Raw genomic sequence first — 3,378 nt, forward strand, 5'->3', positions numbered from 1 at the left:
CACCCTGGAACCGGGCGACCTCGCCCCGGACGCCTACGTCGCCTACGCGCTCGACTACTGCGCCCGCCACGCGATAGACGTCTTCCTGCCCCGGCGGCCGGCCCTGGGGACGCGGGGTCGCCCTCGGCGAAGCTGATCCCCGATCTCGGGCGGCCGTGCCCGAGGCAGTCCCGAGCAACGGAAAGCAGGCGCTTCCATGAGCAAGCACATCCTGGCCGGTATCGACGGTTCGGCCGAGAGCACCGCCGCAGCGCAGTGGGCCGCCGACGAAGCGGTGCGCCGCGGCCACACCCTGCGACTCGTCCATGCCTGGACCTGGCAGGACGACGTCCACGCCGATCCCGGCCAGCCGGCGGACGTTCGCGCCCTGACCGAGCGCATGCTCACCGACGCCGCGCGGCAGGTGCGCTCGGCCCACCCAGGGTTGGAGATACACACCGGCCTCCTGGCCGGCCACGAGCCGGCCGGGGCCCTGCTCGCCGCCGCGGCCGAATCCGAGCTGCTCGCCGTCGGTTCGCTGGGCCTTGGCGGCTTCGAGGGTCTGCTGGTGGGATCGGTCGGTCTGGACGCCGCGGCGCGATGCGACGTGCCTGTCGTCCTGGTCCGGGCCACGCAGACGCAGCAGGCCGGCGCCCGCGACGCCGCCGAAGTGGTCGTCGGTGTCGACACCCGCGCCCTGGCGGACGAGGTCGTCGACTTCGCCTTCCAGGAGGCCGCGGCACGCGGCGCCGTGCTGCATGCCGTGCACGGCTGGACTCCGCCGGCGGCCTGGGGTTACGCCGGCTGGGTGGCACCGCAGATCGAGACCGAGCAGTTCCGTACCATCGAGACCGAGTTGCTCAGCCAGACGCTGAGCGCATGGCGGGACAAATACCCCGAGGTCGAGGTGGTCGAGGACAGCCCGATCGGCAGCGGCGCCGGCGTGGTGGTGGACGCATCCCGCAACGCCGCGCTCGTGGTGGTCGGCCGCCGCCGGCGCCGCCACCACCTCGGTCTGCGCCTCGGCCCGGTCGCCCACGCGGTGATCCACCACGCGCAGGCCCCGGTCGCCGTCGTGCCGCACGACTGAAACGGCACCGGTGCCGTCCAGGGACCGGGCACACGTCCTCGCACGAGCGGGAGCAGCAGCTCGATTTCCGCGTGGCCCTGTCGAGCCATCACCAGCGCCAAATGCCTGGCCTGCCGCCGCGGTTGCGGTGGCGGGCCGTTCACGGATTCGTCTGGGTCCGCATGATGATCGGCACCTCCCCGGACCGCTGCGCTCCCCAGACGCTCCTGCGCATCGGCTACGGCCCGGCCGGCTACCTCACCCCACGCCGCCACGCCGCCTCCCTGATCGGACAGCACGACCTGTTGGCGGCTGCCCCCGCGCGGTGACTCACACGCAGCGCGCAGCCCCAGGGGAAGTAGGGCCATCCGGCCCTACCGGTCCGATCGACAGCTGCGGCACACTGCCATGTGGATTCATCCACCCCGCCGTGGCAGCGGGCACAGTCAAACGGAGAAGGCATGGCGAAGAACGTGGCAGGACAGGCGAACCCCCCGGTCACGGTGTTCCTCCTCGACGACCACGAGGTCGTTCGCCGGGGTGTACACGACCTCCTGGATGCCGAATCCGACCTGACCGTGATCGGCGAGGCCGGCACCGTCGAGCAGGCCTTGGCCCGGGTCCCCGCGCTGCGCCCCGATGTCGCGATCCTGGACATGCGCCTGCCTGACGGCGACGGTGTCACGGTCTGCCGGGAGCTGCGCTCACGCATGCCGGAGCTGGCGTGTCTGATCCTCACCTCGTTCGACGACGAGGAGGCCCTGCTGGACTCGATCATGGCCGGGGCCGCCGGCTACGTCCTGAAGCAGATCAGCGGCACCGACCTGGTCTCCGCCGTCCGGACGGTCGCCTCCGGGCAGTCCATGCTCGACCCCGGCGCCACCACTCGACTGATGGCGCGCCTGCGCGGCGAATCCACCCAGCGGACACCCGACTTCCCCCAGCTCACCGACCGCGAGCGGGAGATCCTCGCCCTGATCGGCGAAGGGTTGACTAACCGTCAGATCGGCCAGCGTCTCTACCTCGCCGAGAAGACCGTCAAGAACCACATCTCCCGTCTGCTGGCCAAGCTCGGCGTCGAGCGCCGCGTCCAAGCCGCCGTCCTCGCCAGTCAGACCCTCGCCGCCCACGCCGCCACTGGCCGCCCGGCCTCGTGACCCCCCGCCCTGGGCTCCGACCTGGGCGGCAAGGACCTGAACCTCACGGTGAAGACGTCAGCCGGCTCAAGGACGCCAAGGGGTTCATCGACCTGCCCCCGCTGGGCCGTCGAGCGCAATATGAACGGCTCATCCAGCACTCCGCGTCGCTGATCACCTGGGCCGCAGCCAAACTCATGACCAGGCGCATCACCCCGCCGCCAGTCCCGCCTGGCCAGACAGCGGATGGGCCGACCGACATAGCGCCTTGACTCTGGCCGGGCCGGAACAGTCGTAGTCGGCGGTGCTCGGCCAGTCCCACCTGATCATCCACCGCCCCGGCGGTGCCCTGGTTCGACGGAGAGATCGCCGCGACCCGCGAATGGCGCGACCACAGGACCACGCTGCTGTCGCCGGGCGTGCGCCAACATCTTCGAGCTCCCGGCCGCCGCCGCAGCCGGGATCATGCTGCTCCTGAGCTCCCCGGGGCGCCTGGAAGGCGATCTCCTCTGATCACCAATCTTGCCCAGCAGGCAACTCTCACCGAGCCGCCTTGCCTCTTTCCCGCAGGTCGTCGCGCAGAGCCTCCCTCAGCGCATAGAGCGCCTCGATATCGGCGCGCTCAGAGAACTGCCGCAGCAGCCAGCTGATCCGGCGGTCGTTGCCGGTACTCACCGCTGCCACATGCTCTCGATCAAGGCAGCAGCGGCTGCGGAGGTCACGCTGCCCCCGAGGTGCAGGCCCCGGCGAGCGCCCGGCGACGACCCGAACCGCCGACCAACATTGCCCGCACAGGATCAGGCTGCCCCGGCGCCGCCGCCCGGCCGCTCACACGCCACAACGCCGCCAGCTCCGAGTAGCTCGGCATTTCAGGAAAGTGGAAGGCGGTTCTCGCGGGCGGCCCCGGAGCCCTCGCAGGCGTCGTCACCCCTATCTAACGACGCCGGTCGACGACCGGGCACGCTCGAATCAGCCACCACCGTTAGGGAGCGTATCTGGTCGTGATCATGGAGCAGTTTTGGTGAGGTCCTTGATCCAGATCATTGCGCCGCGGAGGTGGAGGCCGGCGAGGTAGCTGCCGGGTGTCTTGTCGTAGCGAGTGGGTGCGCCACGAGGCGCCATGGAGTCGAGTGAGGTGAAAGACCTGCACTTCCAGGTTGTCGCAGCAACCTGGTTGAAGCTGAGGGCAGTTCG

4 protein-coding genes and 1 pseudogene are annotated in these 3,378 nt (G+C 70.5%); 3 read left to right on the plus strand and 2 right to left on the minus strand.

Annotation, left to right across the window (positions count from 1 at the left end; genetic code table 11):
- The first annotated feature begins 196 nt into the window (after positions 1-196).
- The 3 genes from AB0J08_RS41280 to AB0J08_RS41290 all read left to right on the plus strand — a co-directional run bounded on the left by AB0J08_RS41280 (position 197) and on the right by AB0J08_RS41290 (position 2,205).
- Positions 197-1,069 (plus strand): universal stress protein, encoded by an 873-nt coding sequence (locus tag AB0J08_RS41280; RefSeq protein WP_360645248.1) that lies wholly within the window; start codon positions 197-199, stop codon positions 1,067-1,069.
- A gap of 161 nt (positions 1,070-1,230) precedes the next feature.
- Positions 1,231-1,377, plus strand: a complete 147-nt coding sequence (locus AB0J08_RS41285; RefSeq protein WP_360645251.1) for a hypothetical protein — start codon at positions 1,231-1,233, stop codon at positions 1,375-1,377.
- A 132-nt stretch (positions 1,378-1,509) separates the two neighbouring features.
- Positions 1,510-2,205, plus strand: coding sequence for a response regulator transcription factor (locus AB0J08_RS41290; protein WP_360645254.1), 696 nt, complete (start codon positions 1,510-1,512; stop codon positions 2,203-2,205).
- A 519-nt stretch (positions 2,206-2,724) separates the two neighbouring features.
- On the opposite strand, the gene AB0J08_RS41295 is transcribed toward AB0J08_RS41290, so the two are convergent.
- Both AB0J08_RS41295 and AB0J08_RS41300 read right to left on the minus strand, forming a co-directional pair.
- A complete protein-coding gene (locus AB0J08_RS41295; RefSeq protein WP_360645257.1) occupies positions 2,725-2,859 on the minus strand; it encodes a hypothetical protein in 135 nt (44 codons plus the stop codon).
- 330 nt (positions 2,860-3,189) lie between these two features.
- A pseudogene (locus AB0J08_RS41300) lies at positions 3,190-3,378 on the minus strand (hypothetical protein); the annotation flags it as partial.

Origin of the sequence: Kitasatospora sp. NPDC050463, assembly GCF_040655255.1 — a bacterium.
GTDB lineage: Bacteria > Actinomycetota > Actinomycetes > Streptomycetales > Streptomycetaceae > Kitasatospora.

Coding starts and splice junctions, on each gene's coding strand:
- AB0J08_RS41285 (WP_360645251.1), top strand. CDS start 1,231: ATGATGATCGGCACCTCCCCGGACCGCTGCGCTCCCCAGACGCTCCTG.
- AB0J08_RS41290 (WP_360645254.1), top strand. CDS start 1,510: ATGGCGAAGAACGTGGCAGGACAGGCGAACCCCCCGGTCACGGTGTTC.
- AB0J08_RS41280 (WP_360645248.1), top strand. CDS start 197: ATGAGCAAGCACATCCTGGCCGGTATCGACGGTTCGGCCGAGAGCACC.